The sequence below is a fragment of the Tenacibaculum profundi genome (assembly GCF_057162725.1).
Map to the genome: position 1 here is coordinate 1425297 of NZ_CM169894.1, position 14908 is coordinate 1440204.

16 protein-coding genes are annotated in these 14908 nt (G+C 30.3%); 7 read left to right on the plus strand and 9 right to left on the minus strand.

The genetic code is table 11. The annotated features are described in order from the left end of the window. Positions 1-136: 136 nt before the first annotated feature. Positions 137-568 carry a hypothetical protein gene (locus AC2GW8_RS05690; RefSeq protein WP_440881811.1) on the plus strand — a complete coding sequence of 144 codons (432 nt, stop codon included), beginning with the start codon at positions 137-139 and terminating at the stop codon, positions 566-568. A gap of 65 nt (positions 569-633) precedes the next feature. Here the strand turns inward: AC2GW8_RS05690 and AC2GW8_RS05695 are convergent, their stop codons facing one another. From AC2GW8_RS05695 to ctlX, 3 genes are all read right to left on the minus strand, one after another. Beyond that, positions 634-1497, minus strand: a complete 864-nt coding sequence (locus tag AC2GW8_RS05695) for an OmpA/MotB family protein (protein ID WP_440881812.1) — start codon at positions 1495-1497, stop codon at positions 634-636. 212 nt (positions 1498-1709) lie between these two features. Next, positions 1710-1874 carry a hypothetical protein gene (locus tag AC2GW8_RS05700; protein ID WP_440881813.1) on the minus strand — a complete coding sequence of 55 codons (165 nt, stop codon included), beginning with the start codon at positions 1872-1874 and terminating at the stop codon, positions 1710-1712. A gap of 292 nt (positions 1875-2166) precedes the next feature. Then, positions 2167-3099, minus strand: coding sequence for a citrulline utilization hydrolase CtlX (ctlX, locus tag AC2GW8_RS05705; RefSeq protein ID WP_440881814.1), 933 nt, complete (start codon positions 3097-3099; stop codon positions 2167-2169). Between the two features lie 220 nt (positions 3100-3319). Here ctlX and AC2GW8_RS05710 point away from each other — a divergent pair, with 220 nt between their 5' ends. From AC2GW8_RS05710 to AC2GW8_RS05735, 6 genes are all read left to right on the plus strand, one after another. Continuing rightward, the gene (locus AC2GW8_RS05710) at positions 3320-3895 is read left to right on the plus strand and encodes a hypothetical protein (RefSeq protein ID WP_440881815.1); all 576 of its coding nucleotides are present in this window, start codon (positions 3320-3322) and stop codon (positions 3893-3895) included. A gap of 106 nt (positions 3896-4001) precedes the next feature. Next, on the plus strand, positions 4002-4811 hold the full coding sequence (locus AC2GW8_RS05715) for a hypothetical protein (protein ID WP_440881816.1): 810 nt from the start codon (positions 4002-4004) through the stop codon (positions 4809-4811). Between the two features lie 17 nt (positions 4812-4828). Further along, positions 4829-7501, plus strand: a complete 2673-nt coding sequence (locus AC2GW8_RS05720; protein WP_440881817.1) for a hypothetical protein — start codon at positions 4829-4831, stop codon at positions 7499-7501. A 1-nt stretch (position 7502) separates the two neighbouring features. After that, entirely contained in the window at positions 7503-8057 is a 555-nt protein-coding gene (locus AC2GW8_RS05725; protein WP_440881818.1) for a hypothetical protein, read from the plus strand. Between the two features lie 14 nt (positions 8058-8071). Next, positions 8072-8572, plus strand: a complete 501-nt coding sequence (locus tag AC2GW8_RS05730; protein WP_440881819.1) for a hypothetical protein — start codon at positions 8072-8074, stop codon at positions 8570-8572. Positions 8573-8792: 220 nt separating this feature from the next. Beyond that, positions 8793-9653 (plus strand): M57 family metalloprotease, encoded by an 861-nt coding sequence (locus tag AC2GW8_RS05735; RefSeq protein WP_440881820.1) that lies wholly within the window; start codon positions 8793-8795, stop codon positions 9651-9653. A gap of 157 nt (positions 9654-9810) precedes the next feature. Here the strand turns inward: AC2GW8_RS05735 and AC2GW8_RS05740 are convergent, their stop codons facing one another. From AC2GW8_RS05740 to AC2GW8_RS05765, 6 genes are all read right to left on the minus strand, one after another. Further along, positions 9811-10866 (minus strand): ThiF family adenylyltransferase, encoded by a 1056-nt coding sequence (locus AC2GW8_RS05740; RefSeq protein WP_440881821.1) that lies wholly within the window; start codon positions 10864-10866, stop codon positions 9811-9813. 28 nt (positions 10867-10894) lie between these two features. After that, entirely contained in the window at positions 10895-12007 is a 1113-nt protein-coding gene (thiH, locus tag AC2GW8_RS05745) for a 2-iminoacetate synthase ThiH (RefSeq protein WP_440881822.1), read from the minus strand. Between the two features lie 20 nt (positions 12008-12027). Continuing rightward, on the minus strand, positions 12028-12795 hold the full coding sequence (locus AC2GW8_RS05750; RefSeq protein WP_440881823.1) for a thiazole synthase: 768 nt from the start codon (positions 12793-12795) through the stop codon (positions 12028-12030). Between the two features lie 20 nt (positions 12796-12815). After that, positions 12816-13457 (minus strand): thiamine phosphate synthase, encoded by a 642-nt coding sequence (gene thiE, locus AC2GW8_RS05755; protein ID WP_440881824.1) that lies wholly within the window; start codon positions 13455-13457, stop codon positions 12816-12818. Positions 13458-13534: 77 nt separating this feature from the next. After that, positions 13535-14293, minus strand: a complete 759-nt coding sequence (locus AC2GW8_RS05760) for a hydroxymethylpyrimidine/phosphomethylpyrimidine kinase (RefSeq protein ID WP_440881825.1) — start codon at positions 14291-14293, stop codon at positions 13535-13537. A 3-nt stretch (positions 14294-14296) separates the two neighbouring features. After that, positions 14297-14899, minus strand: coding sequence for a thiamine phosphate synthase (locus tag AC2GW8_RS05765; RefSeq protein ID WP_440881826.1), 603 nt, complete (start codon positions 14897-14899; stop codon positions 14297-14299). Positions 14900-14908 lie beyond the last annotated feature (9 nt).

Here is a 14908-nt window from a genome sequence, read left to right on the forward strand (position 1 = left end):
TATAAATTATCAACAATAAAAACCCCTAAAAACAATTAAAAACACAAAAAACAAACCCTAATACTGTTTTTATTTTGTATTTTTAAGTATTGTGTAATATAAATCTCATTTGATTATGTCTAAAAATAAGATAATTTTGAATAACGCATTTTTAATTTTTGCTGGTATTGTTGGTTTCTTTTTCATGATGAAATTTTCTGGTTTAGAGGATATTTCTGAGTTACGTCTTTTAAACTTTATTTTTGTGTTATGGGGTATAAATAAAGCTATAAAAACAAATATAATAGCTAATAAAGAAACCTTATATTTCGAAAATTTAATTATTGGAGCGGGTACTTCCATATTAGCTGTTGGCATGACAATTCTAGGTTTAATTATTTACGTTTCCTTTATTGATTCTGCGTTTATGACTATTCTTGAAAACTCTTCTTTTTGGGGAAAAAATTTAAGTTTACCTTTAGTTGTTTTCGCTTTGGCAATAGAAGGGATCGCTTCTTCCGTAACCTGCTCTTTTATATTAATGCAGTACTATAAGAATTACAAATCTTCAAGTACAGCTCTCATATAGAATAAGTCAAATAAAAAAAGCCGTTTTTTTAAAAAACGGCTTTTTTTATTTGACTTATTCTCTTTCTATGGCTCTAAAACTTCTTCCCTCGCCATTAAACCAAAAAATTTATCTAAATTCGGTAAAATCATGATTTTAGTACGTCTGTTTCTAGCTCTATTCTTACTTGTATTATTTTCTACTAAAGGAATAGAAGAACCCCTACCTGCTGCAATTAATCTATTCGACTCAATTCCATACTTCTTTTCAAGTACTCTTACTATTGATGTTGCTCTTTTTACACTTAAATCCCAGTTATCAACCAATACTTCATTTCTAATTGGTCTTGAATCAGTATGTCCTTCAATCATCACTTCCATACTTGGCTCAGACTTAATAATATCTGCTAATTTTTTTAGTATTTTATGAGCTTTTTTATTAACTCTATAACTGGCTGTATTGAACAACATTTTATCTGATACTGATATCATTACAACTGTATTATCTATATTAACAGCTACATCATCAGAATTCTCTAGATCAGAAGTATCTATCGATTTTTTCAAGCTATAAGATACTGCTAAACTCATTGAATCTTGTAATGTTTTAGCTTTTGATAATTCTGCCGCATCTACATTTTTCAATGTTTCTCTCATTTTCTTTTTCATCGAGCTTGATATAACTGTATTACCTGTAATATCAAGTTTATTATCATTTTCCTTTTTTAAATTTGAGTTGATATCTCGTAAAGAAGAAATCTTATTGTTATAATTTTCAACTCTTTTTTCTATTTTGGCAAACTTTTGCTCTAACTGCTCCTTTTCTAATTCAGTTTTATGTAAAGTTCCTTTCGTCGTATTATACTTTTCCTCTAAGGCTACATACTTTTTCTTAGGCACACAAGAAGTCATTAATAATGCTGCCGACATGAATAACACTAGTTTGTTCATCTGTTTGTTTTTAATTTTAATTGTCAGGTTAAATCATTTTTTTATTTATTTTTAATACTTAAAATCAAGTATTTATTATAAAAATGATTTTACTATTTATCAGTTTTAGTATTAAACAACTAAAATCTAATTTCCCCTACTCAAAAAAATTAACATTTAAAAAAATATTACAAAATAGCTTTAAACTTGACGAAAAACAATGCACTAACCCCTTAAAGATCTTTTGAGTAAAGTAATTGAGAACAAATAAACTTTGAGAAGCTTTCTTTTTTATATATCATATGGCTTCCTTCTAGGATCATTTTATTCAAAACCAGCCCATCAAACCAATTATTATCAAGAACATAAGAATCTCTACTTCCAAAATAAAGATCCATTTTACAACTTGGTTTTACTTTTTCATACCTTAATCTGGTTAAGGAAATACAAACAAGACTTGATACCAATCATGTTTCAACAGCCCTTTTTATCCCTACATTTACAAATTCGTTATGAATTAATTCCTCGTCTTCTTTCAAAGGACTAATATCGGATAGCTCCCGAACATCGTAGAAAATTATTTCAAACCTGCTTTTAAGTTCTAAAACATAGTTATAAACCCAATCGATATGCTTACTACCACATAGATCAAAAGCATAATTAGTTTTTTATTTTCTACGCTCTTTATAATTATTTTTTTGGCAAAAAAACTTCTGCCATCATGCAACGAGCACTTCCTCCACCACAAGTCTCAATTGTTTCGAGAGGACTATGAAGAATCTCGCAAAATTTAAGAATACTATCTCGTTGATTTATATTCAAGGAATTAAAAGCAGAAGAACTCATAACTAAATACCGTTTATTATCGTGTCCCTTTACTTGCAACATATTTCCGGCAAATTGAGTTACTTGTTTTTCTGATATCGAAATTATCTCTTTTCCATCTGACTTTAAATGTTTTACCAGATTTTTCCTTTCTTTTTTATCATCAATTGCTTCTAAACAAACAACAGCAAACTTCTCCGTAATACACATCATAACATTCGTATGATAAATAGCTTCTCTTCTATTATTTACCGTTTGATTCGCAACGAATATAATTGGAAAATATTCAAAATCTTCACAAAACTCAATAAATAATTCTTCATCTGCACGAGGTGAAAGAGCACAATAAGCTTTTCTATTTTGTCTGTCTAAAATCATACTACCTGTCCCTTCCAAAAAATAACCTTCTTCCTCCGCCTTTGAATAATCTATAACATTCTCTATAAAAAAACCTTGTTCTTCCATGGTTCCTAGTATATCTTCTCTTCTTTCTTTTCTTCTATTTTCGGCAAACATTGGGTATATGCCTACATCTCCATTCTCATGAAAAGAAATCCAATTATTTGGAAATAAAGCATCTGGTGTACTAGGAATTTCTGTATCATTAATGACAATTACATTTACCCCAACTAACCTTAATTTTTTTACAAAATCATCAAATTCTTGTTGTGCCTTAGCATTAACTGCTGCTGGTAATAAAATAGTATTTTGTTGATAATAATTGTTCACTGCTGTCTGTTCATTCATTCGAAAACTTGCAGGACGAACCATAACCAGAGTATTTGTAATCTGTTCCATAAAACGAAAATAAACAATTTAAGCACTAAGAAAAACTGTTTTAATAATAATGATTAATAAAAATAATTTTCAATCATGTATGAATAGCTTTTTATGAGTTTACTTTTTCATGTAACCCTTAAAAAGTGACAACTTAACTTCCTTTTTTTTGGGTTTAAACGAAAATAATTCAGTCTCTTAAGTATTAAAAGTAATTTTATTAGCCTAATCCCTATGTATTATGAAAACATTAAAATATTTAATCTCATGCTCACTATTAATTGGCGGGCTTAACCTTGTTCAAGCTCAAGACGGTGCGACAGACTCACATTCTTTGGCGGTTACAATTCCCGAAGTGGCTTTAATAGATCTTGAATCTTCTACAAGTACTTCTATAACACTTGAAGTGACTGCACCTACGGAAGCTGGTGAAGCTGCTACATTCCCTGATCCTGACACTAGCATTTGGATGAATTATTCTTCAATAGTAAATGGTACAGAAGATTCGTCTAGGAATGTAACTGTAGTCGTTAGTAATGGTACAATTCCACCAGGAACTAAAATCTCTTTAGTAGCTGCATCTGATGCAGGAGGAGGAGCTGGTACAATGGGAACACCTACTGCTTCAATTGATTTAAGCACCTCTGCTCAAAATTTAGTAACTGATATTGGTAGTGCCTATACTGGAAGTGGTGTTTCTGCAGGACACAATCTAACGTATACACTTGCTTTGTCTGATGATGCTGATGCTTATTCTAATTTAGATGCAAATGATTCAACGACTCTTACCGTCTTATATACATTATCAGATAATTAAAAAAAAGGAGAATCTTCTCCTTTTTTTAATTATAAAAAACATGTACCTTATATTCTTATTAAAGTTAAGCTACTTCTTAATAACTAACCATTTAACTTAAATTTTTATGAATATTCAAAAATCTTTTATCAACTTCTTTTTTATTCTATTTAGCGCTACCTTTTATGCTAATGTAACCATACTTAATGGCTTAACTCATATCTATAATATTGAAGTAGGTAGCATTATCAATGGAGAAATTATCCTCAAAAACACCTCGTCTGAAAAAGAAGAAAGAGTAATCATATATCTAAAAGACTTTTATCAGCTATGTGATGAAAAGACCAATTATTTAGATGTTGGAGAGAGTAAATATTCATTGGGAAAATGGGTTACTTTTAACACAACGGAAAAAGTTCTATTACCCAACGAGCGCTTTGTTATTTCTTATCAATTAAAAATACCTGAAACATTAAACCTAGAAGGGAAAAAACAAGGTTCTTTCTGGAGTATGATCATGGTAGAAGTTGAGGACCCAATTAGCGAGGAGGAAAAAAGAGGTGTGAAAATAAATTCAAAAATCCGATATGGTATTCAACTAGTGACAAATATTGGACAAAAAATAGATCCCGAAATAGAATTTAATGATGTTAAGCTAATCAAACTAGATGATAAACGATATCAAGTAAAGGTTAAACTCCAAAATAAAGGTCGTTTTATGGTAAAGCCTTCTCTTATTCTTGAGTTATTAGATGAAAATGGTGAAAGTGTTCTAAAAACTGAAGCTCAGTTTAAAAAAGTATACCCTAATGGCTGTAAAGATTTCATTATTGAATTAACCAATGTCCCGTCCGGGATGTACGAAGGTGTACTCGTAGCAGACTATGGGGGAGATATATATGGAATAAATTTAACCGTTGATATTACAGATAATTAAATGGTGGATTAAATCTTATGATATTCAGGCTAATTATTCTTGCTTTCCCCATATTAAGTCTTTGGAAGAATGATCCCGATTTAAGAGTTATAAAAATTCCTAGCATCTTCACACCAGGTAAACATCATGTCGTTGTTATGGAACTAACCAATTCATTATCTAAAAATTTATCTATTCAAGCCGAATGGATATTACCAGAGAATTGGAGATTAATTACCAAACCTTCAATAAATAAAAAAAAAGAAAGTAAGAACATCAGGATTTTTTCTATTATATCCGTTCCTATTAATTATCGGAGTGGTATTACTAAATTAACAGTAAAAATAAAAAATAACAATAAAACAATTAAAACAAAAGAGATAAATGTCAAAATTAAAGAGCTCCATAAAATTGAAGTAAACCTAGTTGAAAAACCGAACTTTGTGAGAGCTGGAAAAAAATTCTTTTATAAATACCTGATTGAGAACAAAGGTAATACCGAAGAAAATATAAATGTTGAGTCTAGATTTTCTGAGGGAAGAACAGAGAGTCTTAATATTCCTATTAGTAGTTCCAAAATGGTTTCTTTAGAGCAGTATATAGAAGGTGACTTTACAAAACCAACTACGAAACTAACAGACATTATGGTAACTGGTAAAAATATTGATACGATATCTAAAATAAGCTCCTTTACAGTCTACCCTAATACCTCTAGTAGAAGTGACCTTTATTTTTATTATCCTATAACGACAATTGTCAACTATACTTTTTTAAAAAATGAGGCGGAAAAAAGCCAATTTCTTATTTACAATGTGAACGGTAATGGGTTTTTAGACATAAAAAAAAAACATCACCTCAACATTGGTACGATAAGAGCAGGTGGAGATAAATCTACTCGTTATGAAAATTTAGAAAGAAATTGGATAAAGTATAAGTACAAAAAAAACGAACTATATTTAGGCGATTTCTCTTTTAATTTCACAAGGCTATTAGAGCAAAATAGGTTAGGTAGAGGCGGTTATTCAAAATTATATTTTAAAAAAATCCATTTTGCTTTTTTTTACAATACTCCACTTTTCTTCAAAGAAGTTAAAGATCAATTAGGAGGGTACATAAAATTAAATCCATTTAACAACTACAATACTTCATTAGGCGTATTAAACAGAACCTACGATAACTCAAAAACAACAACTTTGAATATTACTCAAAGTTTTAAAAACACCTTCTCTTCCCTTTATCTTGAAACAGCAATGACTATGCTAGGAAAAAAAAAACGAATTGGTTTACAGTTTACCGGAAAAGCAAAAATAAACGATTACGAAATTCTCAGTGATATATTATATACAAGTCCTGAATTTGATGGATATTTTTATAATAGCAGTAATATTTTTACCTCAATTAAAAAGATTTTTTCAAAACGTTTTACTCTCGTTAATGAAATAAATTACAACCTTTTAAATCCCCGATTAGATGAAATCATAGAGCAAATAGCTCCATTTAATCAAAGGTATTTTTCTAGACTTTACTTTGTTCCAAACAGAGGTCACAGACATAGTATTGAACTTGGCTACCTATCAGTTAAAGATAGGAGTGAAAGAATAAAATTTGATTTTCATGAATATTTATTAAATTACCAGTACAAAATAAAAAAGAATAACTTTTCTCTAGCTCTTGATAATGCAATCAGACTTTCAACCAATAACCTTGTATCATCCGATGAAAAAAGGAAAACATCTTTACATTCATCAGTTATAGGTGTTTATTTTATAACTAATAATTTAATTTTAAACACAAACGTACAGTACTCAAACACAAATAGATACTCACAAAGCAAAAGAAACCTATTATTTTATGGAGGAAGTCTAAATTATAAAATTAAAAACTCATGGGATTTAGGAGTTGGTTTTAGAAATGATTATGAGTTGTCTGAACAATACAAAAGAAGAAGCCTATTCAACCTAACAGGAAAGTTTAAATTTAATAAAAATCATCATCTAAATTTCGCCGGAAATATTGGTTATTCATCGCTAAACACTAATTCAAAAGATTTCTTTTTATCAATAGGTTATCGTTTAAATTTAAATATTCCTATTTCAAAAAATAAAAATATTGGTGATGTTGTAGGATTTATAAATTCAAACTCTATTAGTGATAGAAGTGGTATTATCTTTAATCTAGATGGATATTCCTCAATAACAGATGACGAAGGAAATTTTAAGTTTAAAGACATAGCTACAGGAAAACATTATTTATCTGTTGATCAATCTAGTTTAAAATTCAATAGTATAATAAATGAAGATATTCCTCTTGAGGTTACAGTTAATAAAAAAGAAGAGAAGCAAGTTAAGCTATCACTTATTAAGCCTTCTAAAATAGGCGGTAAAATAACTTTTAAAAAAAACAATCAAACACAAGCATCTCTTTTCAAAAATAAATTACCTCAATTGATCATAAAATTAGTACAAGGCGATAAAATAAAATACACACTAACAAATAATAAAAACGAATTCTTATTCAGTCAGATAAAACCTGGAAAATATAAAATAGGAATCGTTAGTAAGAACTACGAAAAAAAATTTACTTTTAATGATAATCATCGTCTAATAACAGTTAATGAAGGCGAGATAAAAGAAATTATTTTTTCGGTCTCAGAAAAATTAAGACGCATAAAAATGCAAAACAAAAAATTTAAACTAAAGTCAAGTAATTAAAATGATAACTAATTGTAAAACTTTTATGTTTATATTGTTGTTTTCTATGGTAATCAAAGCTCAGACTTCACAGATTAACACGGTTCCTTTATCTTTTGAAATTCCTGAAATTGCAATTTTAAAAATTCAACCAAGTATAGAGCCTGTAATTATAAGTCTTGAAACAATTACCGAAGCAGGAAATCCTATTACTTCCAAATCTGAAAACAATAATGATAAATGGCTAAATTACTCCTCATCAATAGCAGAAGATGGCGTAACAAGAAATGTTTCTGTAGAAATATTATCTGGCACAGCACCCCCTGGAACAGAAATTACATTAAATACAGGAAGTTATGTTGGTAGCGGATCTGGTCAATTTGGGATTCCTTCTGAACAGATCACTTTAAAAAAATCTCCTCAAAAAATTTTAACTGGTATTGGTGGTGCTTTTACAAATGTCGGTCCCCAAAATGGACACTCTTTGTCATATAGTATACAAATTAAAAACTATGACTTATTAAGTTTTCAAGAAAATCATGTCTTATTTATCTCCTACACTATTTCTGATGACTGAAAATTATTTTATTTATGAAAAGAATTAGTTTATTATTATTTTGGGGCTTATTTTTTACTAGTAGACTATCAATGATCGCTCAACTTAATGTTGAATATGGAATAATAGAACTTTTCAATGAAACAAATAATATTTCGATAATTCCAGGAGAGGATATAATTTCTGAATTCGAATCTTCTCACGAAATTATTAAAATTAGTGTGAACTTCCTCCCTGAAAATATGCAAAATGATGTACATAGAAGCTGGCACATTAATGTTAAAAAATCAGATATAGAATGGGACTCTAGTCTAGAAATAAATATTAGGCGCACCAATAATGGCGAACATATCTATAATAATTACTTAAGTGGTGGAGAAGATTACTTATTAATCAATAACTACGACAATCAATTTATTGAGGGTAATGGAAAAATATTAAATATAAATTGTCAAATTAAACTAGTTGGTAGATCGCTTATTATTCCAGCTAAGCAATACCAAACTAATATAGTATTTACTCTTATTGATGATTAGTCATCTATAATTTGATCAATATAAACTATGCTATCCATAAATACTTTTTTATCAATTCTTTTCAATAGAAAAATTACTTCTTTTAAAAATATTGCAACATCTTCAAGGTGTCCTAAGAATCAGAGATATTATGGTAAACTCTTTCCTTAATTCTATTTTTTAGCAAAAAAATTAATTTGTTTTTTATAAATTATGATTAATTAAACTAAAAACTAATCAAATGAAAGAAAGTAAATCCATTCTAATATATGGGCTTTTTGTAACGCTTTTTATATCTTCATGTGCTACTAATGATAAAATAGAGAATAATAACCAAAATTCAGACATTCCCCAAAAAGTAATTGATGCTGCTACCAAATTAAATTTTAATACATCAACAATTCGGTATGAATTTATTCGAACAGTAAATAATAAACTCGAAAAAAAAATAGTCATCGAAAACGATATAATGACAACTGAAAACCAATTAATTGAACTTACGCATCTAAAAAATAATCGAACTGACCAATATTATACCAATAATTTAGTAACCCAAGGAAAAATAATTAAAATTACTGGATATAATGGCGGTAGATCTAGTTTTAAACTTTCTGAGAAAGGATTAAAGGCTCTAAAAAATGCTGTAGCAAAATTTAACGATTTAAATTTATCTTTAACTTTTATTTTTGAAGAAACCAAATTATGGGGTGCAGGTGATATTTTTGTTTACGACATGTCTAGATTTAATAGTTCAAAAGGAGGACGAGCAGGTTTTCCTTATAAAGGAAAACCTTACAACGAAATACAAATTTTTAATTTAGATCAACATACACAAATAGAGAATCAACATGTTTTGATGCATGAGATTAGTCATTCAATAGGAATGAGACATACAGATTGGTTTGGCAGAAATAGTTGTAAGGGTGATTTTGAAGATGAAGGTGATGCTGGTGTCGGTATTAATCATATTGACGGTACTCCAAATGAATCCTACTATGACAATACCTCTATTATGCTAGCCTGTCCTTTTAATGAAGAAATGACAGGGGAATTCAATAACAATGATGTTAAATCTTTAAAAACATTATATCCAAAAGAATAGTAAAAAAGGTCGAGAAAACTAGTTTCTCGATTTTTTTATCATTTACGTTTACGATAAGAAAGAATCATAAAAAGAAAAAATATTTTAATTGCACCTTATGTTTTTCTTAATGAATAAAGATTACGAAGGTAAACTATCAAATTTTAGTTATAGCAAATTAACTTATTCCACTTTTTAAGTTCACCAAAATTATACCATTAGACAGCTTCTCTTTCAATAAAGAAATTGCAGCTTTACTCCTTATTCCAGATTGACAATAAACAACTAAAGGTTTCTCAGAAATTACTTCCTGATAACGATTGGATAGTTCCCTAAGAGGAATATGTAAACCTCCAATATTTTTTTCTTCTCGCTCCCAATGTTCTCTAACATCTAAAAGATTGTATTTTTCCTTATGAGATTCTAAATCGGTTAAACTAATTTCTTCTCCAATCGGTTTTATCCCGCAAAAAAACTCATAATCTTCTTCCAATTTGTTAAGCTTAGCATTCTTCGTTCTTTCAAACTTTAATGTAATTTGACGCATACTTAATGTATCAAATATTAATAATTTGTTTGCTAAAACTCCTTCTAAATCACAAATAATTTTTATGGTTTCATTAGCTTGTAAACTACCTATGATTCCAGGCAAAACACCAATAACTCCAATTTCTGAACAATTTGGTGATTCATCTGGTTTGGGAGGAGTTGGATATAGACATCGATAGGTTGCGCTTCCTTTAAAGTTAAATACACTTACTTGTCCTTCAAACTTAAAAATAGCTCCATAAACTAATGGCTTATTTGTTAAAACGGCCGTATCATTTGCAAGATATCTCGTTGCAAAATTATCACTACCATCAATGATTACATCGTACATCTGAAAAAGATAAAATGCGTTTTCGTTCGTTAATCGTTCTTTGTAAACATTGAACTCTATAAACGGATTTAACCTTAAAAGTCGATTCTTGGCAGTTTCTGCTTTTGACTTTCCTATATCATCGATAGTGTAAAGTATTTGCCTCTGCAAATTGCTCTGATCAACGATATCATGATCAATAATACCAATTGTACCAACACCTGCTGCTGTTAAGTATTGCAAAATTGAACAACCTAAACCTCCAGCTCCAATTACTAAAACTTTTGATCTTTTAAGTTTTAGCTGTCCTTCTTCTCCTATTTTATCTAAAATTAGATGTCGGTTGTATTGTTTAAGTTCTTCCGAATTTAACATTGCTCTTAACTTTTGGCTTATGACAAATTTAACTAAAATGCTCCCAGTCTTTCCAAACAACTTCCAAACCTTGCTCTTTCAACATCAATACAATCTCTTCTGTACTTCTTTCATCCGAAATTTCGAATTGCTCTAGTGATTGTGGCTCTACACTATAACCTCCTGGATTTGTTTTCGACTCAGCACTCATCGAGGTAGCTCCTAAATTAACAATATTATTTCTAAAGATTTCACTTTCTCTTGTCGACATGGACAATTCCAAATCTTCATCTAATAAACGAAAAGCACAAATCAACTGAACTAAATCATTATCTGTCATTTCAACTTTCGGCTCAATACCGCCAGAATGAGGACGAAGTCTCGGGAAGGAAATAGAATACTTTGTTTTCCAATAGTTTTTCTGCAAGTATTTCAAGTGTAACGCTGTGTAAAAACTATCGACTCTCCAATCTTCCAATCCAAATAAAGCTCCCAATCCAATTTTATGAATCCCCGCTTTTCCTAGCCTATCAGGTGTGTCTAACCGATAATAGAAATTCGACTTTTTACCCTTTGGATGATGTTTTTTATACTCCTGTTCGTGATACGTTTCTTGGTAAACTAAAACTGCATATAAACCACTTTCAATAAGAGACTCATACTCATGTTGGTCTAAGGGTTGTACTTCGATAGTAATATTGGAAAAATTCGTTCGAATAAGTTCAATTGCATTCTTAATATAATCTACTCCAACAGTCCTATTAGCCTCACCTGTGACGAGTAGAATATGGTCATATCCCTTTTGCTTTAAAAAGCTCACCTCCTCAAGAATTTCATTATCTGTTAAGGTTCGTCTTGGAATTTTATTGGTAAAACTAAATCCACAATAGGTACAAATATTCTGACATTCATTACTTAAATACATGGGAGCATACATTTGAATTGTATTCCCAAATCGTTTTTTGGTAAGCATTCTACTCATTTGAGCTAGTTGCTCCAAGTAAGGTTTTGCAGCTGGTGATATTAATGCTTTAAAATCTTCTAAATCTCTTTTTTCTTTCGCCAAAGCATACTCAACATCTGTTGAAGTTTTGTTGATTATGTTTGAAAGCGTATCATCCCAGTTATAGCTTTCGAATATATCTCTAAAAGTAGTATTCATACTTAAAAGAATCGTTTAATCTAACTCAAAAAACTCGTTAATGGACTACTAGCTTCTGCATATTTTTTTATTGGGGCTAGCTTAGCTTCATAAGCCATTCTTCCAGCTTTTACTGCCATTTTAAAAGCTTTTGCCATTTCTATTGGATTCTGGGATACAGCTATTGCCGTATTTACTAATACAGCATCAGCTCCCAATTCCATTGCATGAGCAGCATGTGAAGGAGATCCAATACCTGCATCTACAACCACAGGAACATTAGATTGTTCTACAATAATTTCTAAGAACTCTAATGTTTTTAAACCTTTATTACTACCAATTGGAGCTCCTAAAGGCATTACACATTGTACTCCAACTTCCTCCAAACGCTTACATAATACAGGATCGGCATGGATATAAGGCATTACAACGAAACCTTTTTTAACCAATTCTTCTGCGGCGGTTAACGTTTCAATTGGGTCTGGTAGTAAATATCTCGGATCTGGGTGAATTTCCAACTTTATCCAATTTGTTTCAAGTGCTTCTCGCGATAACTCCGCAGCGAAAACTGCTTCTTTTGCTGTTCTTACTCCTGAAGTATTAGGTAACAAATTAATGCGTGAATGTCCTAAATGAGTCAATATATCGTCCTCTTCATTTTGAACATCTACTCGCTTTAATGCTACTGTGATCAACTCACTTTCTGAAGCTAATAAAGCTTCTCGCATTAATTCAGAAGAACTAAACTTTCCAGTTCCAGTGAACAATCGAGAGTTAAATATTTTATCTGCTATTTTTAATGTTGTCATGGTATTATAATAAATTTTATCTAACTGATCTTATACACTTGTTCTAATGTACTGCCAGCATTTAACAAGGTATGGAACGCAGGAATGGCACTGAAACTTTGAGTAATTTCAGAAGATACTGCAATTCCATGAATTCCAGTTTTTAACAAGACTGAAACATCTTTTAATGTAATTCCTCCAATAGCTATAATGGGAACTTCTCTTGCTAATTCTTCAATAATTGCTTGGTATCCTTCCAATCCTAGAACTGGACTCAAGTTTTTCTTAGTTTCAGTAAATCTAAAAGGTCCAAGTCCAATATAATGAACACCTTTATCTACCAGTGTTCTGCAATCTTCCAACGTATTGGCTGTACCTCCAACAGTATACATATCTCCTAAGTATTTTTTAGCTACTAAAGGACATGTATCACTCTTTCCTAAATGCACTCCATCTGCCTTTACTTCCCTTGCAACTTTATAAAAGTCGTTTACAATTAATCTTGTTTGAAAATGACTTGTAATCGCTCTTGCTTCTTTCGCTACTTTCAAAATAGTGTCTTCATCGAAATTCTTTAATCGAAGTTGAACCCACTCAGCGCCATAAGAACATGCCTTCTGAATGTTTTCTATATGTTCATCCGGAGTGCTTCCTTGCGTTATGTACTGTAATTTACTTATCATTTCGTTTTATGTAATTTAGTATAGTTGTTTTTGTATTTGTTTTTTAAATTTCTTTTTTTATTGAAGAATAATTAACTTCATCTGCCATAATAATGTTTTCCTAAAAGGGAAACGTCTGAATTAAGATATTCTTCTACATATCGTTTTACACTCTTCCCTTTATCTTCTATTGTCAAGTTATTATAAAAGTTCGCTGCAAGGGCTGCAGATAATACGCAACCACTTCCATGTTTATCAAATACTTTTTCTGAAATCGGGGGAATATTTAATTTAACAATTTTGCCATAGTAAATCTCATCCCAGCCCTTCTTATCTTTTCTATGACCTCCTTTCAAATAAATATTTGTTCTTTCGGCAATACTTTCAATAGTTTCCTCTATATCTTTTTCAGGAAACAACGCCTTTATTTCATCATAATTTGGAGTAATAAAATCACATAAAGACAACATTTTATTAAATGTTTCGTAGTTTTTCTTGGTATGAAAATCATAACCTGCACTTGCTTTGAGTACAGGATCTAATACAATAACTATCTCAGGATTTAGCTTTCTAAGCTTTTGCTGAACTTTTAATAGAATTTCCCATGACTCAATGATACCAATTTTAACGATTGGTATTTTAAACCTTTCAAATAAAGTTTCAATTTGTTCAAGTATTATCGTATCTTTTACCCAAGTACAACTTTTAAATTCAATGTCATTTTGAACAGTAATTGCAGTACAAACTGATAGTCCGTACAATCCAAAAGATTCAAATGTTTTGATATCTGACGTAATTCCTGCTCCACTGGAAGGGTCAAAACCTGCTATTGTTAATATGTATCGTTTTTCACCCATATGTTAGCCATGAATAATTGTACTAAAAACGCTTTTTATGTTATTAAAACTCTCTACTGGACTTTCAGCATTCCAAACACCTCCTAAAACACCAATCCCACTAAATCCCAATTTCAAAGTATCCGCTATTGTCGATTCATTTATTCCTCCCATTCCTATAATTATTCTATTCATATGATTTACGTCAAATCCTCTTCCTTCGTATCCTGCTTTAGATATAGAGGAAAACACAGGGCTTAATAGATAATAATCAAAAAATTCCAAACATGAATCAAGTACTTCAGGATCATGAAAAGAACTACTCACTGTTTTTCCCTTACTTCTAAAATTTTCAACATACTCTCGTAAACGATTTTTTAAATCAATTCTGGGTTGTTCCTGTAAATGAACTCCTTTTAAATTGAATTCATTTAGCAATTCATGAAAATAATGTACAACAATTCTATTATGATATTGTTCACCAATAGCATTCAAATATGCAAAATGCTCCTCATATCCTTTAAATGGTTTTCTTAAATGATAATGGGTTAAGCCTGCCTCAAAGAGTTGATGTAAAATTTTGATTTCATTTTCTACATCTTTTTCTGGGGCGATTAAAATAATCATATGTTTCAC

What these genes read in the sequence shown, in the direction of transcription:
- AC2GW8_RS05765 (WP_440881826.1), bottom strand. Translation starts at nt 14,899, where the DNA reads ATGATTATTTTAATCGCCCCAGAAAAAGATGTAGAAAATGAAATCAAA.
- AC2GW8_RS05725 (WP_440881818.1), top strand. Translation starts at nt 7,503, where the DNA reads ATGATAACTAATTGTAAAACTTTTATGTTTATATTGTTGTTTTCTATG.
- AC2GW8_RS05710 (WP_440881815.1), top strand. Translation starts at nt 3,320, where the DNA reads ATGAAAACATTAAAATATTTAATCTCATGCTCACTATTAATTGGCGGG.
- AC2GW8_RS05740 (WP_440881821.1), bottom strand. Translation starts at nt 10,866, where the DNA reads ATGTTAAATTCGGAAGAACTTAAACAATACAACCGACATCTAATTTTA.
- AC2GW8_RS05760 (WP_440881825.1), bottom strand. Translation starts at nt 14,293, where the DNA reads ATGGGTGAAAAACGATACATATTAACAATAGCAGGTTTTGACCCTTCC.
- AC2GW8_RS05735 (WP_440881820.1), top strand. Translation starts at nt 8,793, where the DNA reads ATGAAAGAAAGTAAATCCATTCTAATATATGGGCTTTTTGTAACGCTT.
- AC2GW8_RS05720 (WP_440881817.1), top strand. Translation starts at nt 4,829, where the DNA reads ATGATATTCAGGCTAATTATTCTTGCTTTCCCCATATTAAGTCTTTGG.
- AC2GW8_RS05695 (WP_440881812.1), bottom strand. Translation starts at nt 1,497, where the DNA reads ATGAACAAACTAGTGTTATTCATGTCGGCAGCATTATTAATGACTTCT.
- thiH (WP_440881822.1), bottom strand. Translation starts at nt 12,007, where the DNA reads ATGAATACTACTTTTAGAGATATATTCGAAAGCTATAACTGGGATGAT.
- AC2GW8_RS05730 (WP_440881819.1), top strand. Translation starts at nt 8,072, where the DNA reads ATGAAAAGAATTAGTTTATTATTATTTTGGGGCTTATTTTTTACTAGT.
- AC2GW8_RS05715 (WP_440881816.1), top strand. Translation starts at nt 4,002, where the DNA reads ATGAATATTCAAAAATCTTTTATCAACTTCTTTTTTATTCTATTTAGC.
- thiE (WP_440881824.1), bottom strand. Translation starts at nt 13,457, where the DNA reads ATGATAAGTAAATTACAGTACATAACGCAAGGAAGCACTCCGGATGAA.
- AC2GW8_RS05750 (WP_440881823.1), bottom strand. Translation starts at nt 12,795, where the DNA reads ATGACAACATTAAAAATAGCAGATAAAATATTTAACTCTCGATTGTTC.
- ctlX (WP_440881814.1), bottom strand. Translation starts at nt 3,099, where the DNA reads ATGGAACAGATTACAAATACTCTGGTTATGGTTCGTCCTGCAAGTTTT.
- AC2GW8_RS05700 (WP_440881813.1), bottom strand. Translation starts at nt 1,874, where the DNA reads ATGGATCTTTATTTTGGAAGTAGAGATTCTTATGTTCTTGATAATAAT.